The 2,966-nt window shown below is 37.9% G+C and carries 3 protein-coding genes; 1 reads left to right on the top strand and 2 read right to left on the bottom strand.

The window, feature by feature from the left end; genetic code table 11:
- Window positions 1–329: 329 nt before the first annotated feature.
- A complete protein-coding gene (locus tag QZ413_RS05225) occupies window positions 330–641 on the bottom strand; it encodes a nucleotide pyrophosphohydrolase (RefSeq protein WP_297077225.1) in 312 nt (103 codons plus the stop codon).
- A 235-nt stretch (window positions 642–876) separates the two neighbouring features.
- On the opposite strand from QZ413_RS05225, the gene QZ413_RS05220 reads away from it, so the two are divergent.
- Window positions 877–2,199: an amino acid permease gene (locus QZ413_RS05220; RefSeq protein WP_297077223.1), complete on the top strand. Its 1,323-nt coding sequence runs from the start codon at window positions 877–879 to the stop codon at window positions 2,197–2,199.
- Window positions 2,200–2,237: 38 nt separating this feature from the next.
- Here the strand turns inward: QZ413_RS05220 and QZ413_RS05215 are convergent.
- The coding region (locus QZ413_RS05215) for a tryptophan-rich sensory protein (RefSeq protein ID WP_297077221.1) at window positions 2,238–2,966 on the bottom strand (729 nt) is incomplete at its 5' end.

Genomic DNA, 2,966 nt, shown 5'->3' with positions numbered 1-2,966 from the left:
ACTAGATCCACCTGATCAAATAATCGTTCTTGTTGAAGATCAAAGCCAAAACTTAGTTGTTTTAATTCAATTGAAGACATTTAGACTCCTATTCTCTCGTCCAAATACGAGCAAACCAGAAGCACTTTTCAAGTAAAGCGTAAAATAGGGTACACAAAAAGACCCTCGATTAAAAAAAATCAAGCTTCACTTGAAAATCTGCAGACTCCACCCTTTATCTGGCTTTGCTGCAACTTTCATCAGTGGCTTAATTTTTCAATCGACGATCCCTCACTTTAGTCTTATTTTGTTAAAGTATAGCAAGTTTCATTTATTTCTTCAAGTTTTACCTAATTTTCAGTCGGTGCAGGATATTTTTTAGCGTTTTTGACTAATTTTTCAGCAATGATCTCCTCGATATCCATCCCCAAATTGTCTGCTAACATATAGCTATAGATCAATACATCTGCGATTTCTTCTTTTAGATGCTCATAGTCTTGATTGCCTTCTTTAGCACTTTTCCATTGATAGATTTCTAAGAGTTCAGCAGCTTCTAAGCTGATCGATAACGCAAGATCTTTTTCATTATGAGCCGGACGCCAGTTTCTAGCATCACGAAAAGCATTGATTTTTTTCATCGTTTCATTTTGTTCGTTTGCCATTTTGTAGAGGACTCCTTTAATTTTTCAAATTATTTTCAAACTTCTCTTTTAAATAACAGTTGGTTACGATACACTAGTAAACGGAGCATTTCTCATGATTTCATTGTGGTTTTCTCATCAAAATAAATATTCTGCCATTTTTATTTCGTTATTATTTTCAGAATATTTTGTGTTTAATCCTAAATGAAGAAAAAGGACTCTCATATTTAGTCAGTTTAACAGAAAGTGGTGTTTTATGGAAAATAAGTTACAAAAACAAATGACCTCCAGACACATTACGATGCTTGCCCTTGGTGGCGCAATCGGTGCTGGATTATTTAAGGGAAGTGGTGAAGCGATCGGGATCGCTGGACCATCTGTCTTATTAGCATTCTTGCTTGGAGGGATCGTACTGTTCATCGTCATGAGCGGTCTTGGACGACTAGTCTTACATAATGACAATGTCCACGGTCTATCAGGATTGATTCGTCCGATTTTAGGTAGTCATACTGCCGATTTTATCGATTGGATCTATTGGTCGCTTTGGATGATCAATATCATCGCAGAAGGTGTTGCTGCGGCGAGCTTCTTACAATTGTGGTTCCCAAATATCCCACAGTGGCTCTTCGTCTTACTCCTTGCAATCTTGACAACGGTGATCAATCTTTACTCTGTGCGCTTGTTTGCTGAAACAGAATATTGGTTAGCTTTTGCGAAGATCTCAGTGATCATCTTATTGATCATCTTCGGAGTCTTTTTAGTCGGTAAAATGGCGATCGCTGAAGGCTTATTCCCAACAGTGCAACATATGAACGCACATGGTGGCTTTGCACCACACGGATTAAAAGGCTTGATCAGCTCACTACTTGTCGTGATTTACTCATATGGTGGTTCTGAATTGATCGCGATTACTGTAAGTGAAGCAGAAAATCCTAAAGAAGCGATCCCAAAAGCAATCAAAGGTGTGATGGGACGAATCATTTCATTTTATATCATTCCGTTGTTCTTACTTTTGATCATCTACCCTTGGGATACTTTGGCAAGTAGTACAACAAGCCCATTTGTGATGATCTTTGAGAAAATGAATTTCCCATTTGCAGCGGACTTCATTAACTTCGTCATCGTCTTGGCATTGTTTTCATCGATCAATTCTGGTGTCTACGCATCATCACGTACGCTTTACTTCCGTTTACAAAATCGTGGTGGTTTTGCTAACAAATTAACTAAACTGAATCATCACCGTGTTCCACGTAATGCCGTTTTATTTTGTACCGGAACATTATATATCGGTGTGATCCTTTCTTACTTTGTTGGGGATAAATTATTCAACTATCTTGTTGGGTCGATCTCTTATACAGTATTGTTCACTTGGTTATTGATCACGATCGCCGCATTCATGTTGGCAATCCAACAAAAGAAAATTGGTGCGATCTCATTCCAAGCCTTTGCGATCATCGTCTTGTTCTTGATCTTTATTGGTATCTTGATCAACAATCCAATCACGATCACAGCACTAACAGCAGTACTTTATCTATTCATTTGGTTTAGCTACAAAAAAGAGCCAACTACACTTAAATAAAAAACAGGGTGTGACAAAAGTTTGTCACACCCCTTTTTTTATCGTTCTAAAAATGATCCACTACGCGACGTGCGCGCTCTTAGTCGAAATGCCGCAATAACAGCAGTAATAGCAATCACTACTAGACAAACGACCACTGTCGTCATAATCGATGGATATTTCCCATCAAAGCCGTCTTTGGCTTGATGCTTGATCAAGATTCCAGCATATGCCCAAATCGTCGTTAATGCATAGGCAATATCTAAATTAAATAAAGTCGTAAAGACAATGATCACTAAACCTACGATCAGAATCAATAGTGTCCAACCAACTTGATGATCATTGATAAATGACCATTTTTTATCGACGAAGAACGAAATAATGTTCGCGATCGCAGCAATCGTCGTCCAGCCAAAGTAAACACTAAATGGCAAGCGTACCAACCAGTAATCGGCTTTGGTTTTTTGTGCTTTTGCTAATACCACACTGATGTAGATCAAGCTAAGCAATAATACGATCATGATAAGTACCGAAAGTCCTACATGGAAATATTGCCAAATCACGATCCAAATACTGTTGCAAATCGAAGTCAAAATAAAAATGAAACGAACTTGGCCGGCGACTTTCGGATCTGCCATGATACTTTTTGGTTTCGGTGGAATCCACTGATAGATTACAAATAATAACAATAGTGTATAGATCACTGACCAAATCGAAAACGTGATCCCAGCTGGTGCAAATAAATTAAAATAGTAATCAGATACTTCTTGCATCGATACATTATTGAT

Source organism: uncultured Enterococcus sp., from assembly GCF_913775425.1.
Lineage (GTDB): Bacteria > Bacillota > Bacilli > Lactobacillales > Enterococcaceae > Enterococcus_G.
This window is presented reverse-complemented; position numbering and strand designations above follow the sequence as displayed.

Bases quoted from the DNA above. Each gene is read 5' to 3' on its own strand.
- QZ413_RS05225 (WP_297077225.1), bottom strand. From the start codon at position 641: ATGGCAAACGAACAAAATGAAACGATGAAAAAAATCAATGCTTTTCGT.
- QZ413_RS05220 (WP_297077223.1), top strand. From the start codon at position 877: ATGGAAAATAAGTTACAAAAACAAATGACCTCCAGACACATTACGATG.